Annotated in this window: 1 protein-coding gene; it reads left to right on the forward strand. The window is 43.6% G+C overall.

The window, feature by feature from the left end; genetic code table 11:
- Positions 1-13 precede the first annotated feature (13 nt).
- Positions 14-1,525, forward strand: a 1,512-nt coding sequence (locus HMPREF3119_RS09260; RefSeq protein ID WP_168162285.1) for an SGNH/GDSL hydrolase family protein, incomplete at its 3' end; no start/stop codon positions are given.

Genomic DNA, 1,525 nt, shown 5'->3' on the forward strand with positions numbered 1-1,525 from the left:
AACTAGGGCATCTATGAATTATCCATATAGGTTTGCAGAATATCTTAAAGAACAGTCAGGCTGTGAGGTTAATCCATTTGTTATGAGGGCGGTTACTGGATATACGGCAATGCAGGCTTTCAATAATCAGGCGTGGAAAACTAACCCTAATTGCGATGTGGCAATTATTATGTTTGGAATTAATGATTCAGGAAGTGGGGCGGCGGGGTCTATCGATGTTTACATGGATTATATGGAGAAATTAATCAGAAGATATATTGATTGGGGGTGCGCCATTGTCGTTCAAATGCCGACCCACGGAGGGCAGGGGGCTGGTAATCCAGCATGGCTGTATTGGGCTAAACGTATGAGAATGATGTCCTCTATTTATGGTTGTGCTGTTTTCAATGGTCATGAGGTTAATCTTTATCGCCACGCCGCGTCAGTCCAGTCAGATAGCATTCACTTTAATTCTATGGGGTACGCGATTCACGGAGAAAAACTAGCGTCAATGTTCATGGCTGGTGGATTGAATGATACTTATAGACCAGTAATCAATGAGACACTAATATGGCCGAGCATGATGTCTGATAGCATTGGCTGGTGCGATGCCATGAACAATATCAGCACGTCACGCAGCGACTCCGCTTATACCAGAAGTAAAATTATTGGCGGCATGCCCGCAGGTTCTAAATCTCTTATGTCGTTTAGTTTTTACTTAGATGCCGAAGCAGCACACATTTACGGCAAGCTTGAAGGTAAGATAATTACCAATTATTCCAGTGGGAAAAACTGGAATAACAACGCTAAACCTTATTATCAGCAGGCTGCAGATCAAGTAACTTCATTCGGAGGAGGGTTAAATCGGAATGTCAAAAGTTCAGACACTTATGGTGCTGGGTATGTTAAGGGTGTTAGCCGTTTTATTGGTAGGTTGATCGGGCGCGGATGGCATACTATCACATTCCATCGTGACATCGATGATGCGCAATATGAAGCGTATGTTAATAGCATTACAGTTCAGCCTATTCCGATAGGTTTGTCTGTTGAGCAAATGTGGGGGCAGGACGAAGAGCGACGCTATAGAGTTGTGCACTCTCGCAAGTTTCCGTCCCCGTCAGGTATGGGGGAGGTATTGGCTCAGCCGGTTACTCTGACACAATTCCACATGAGATCACCACAGTGTGTTCTTGGGACTGGTCCCGGAATAGCAGCGGCGTCATCACCGTTTTTCTACAACGCAGTGCCGGCAAAGTTAATTATTACAAACGAGAAAGGGTGGTATATAGAATGCCTTGTAAGCAAAGTGTCAGGAACAGATGGGGCATTTAACGTATCAGTATTAAAATCAACGTTAGGTCAGGATAAAATTCCGTCGATTTCATGCAATATAGCGACAGCAGAAAGGAATACCATCGTTGTAGCTGGCGCATATGGAAACAACCAACCAATTGAAAATATATATGACTATAACGCACGTATCCACAAACAGAATTTCACATCCAGTGACATTAGCTATGCTGGAGGAATATACCTGATATTCGAT

Origin of the sequence: Morganella sp. HMSC11D09 (genome assembly GCF_001807955.1) — a bacterium.
In the GTDB taxonomy this organism is placed as follows: domain Bacteria; phylum Pseudomonadota; class Gammaproteobacteria; order Enterobacterales; family Enterobacteriaceae; genus Morganella; species Morganella morganii.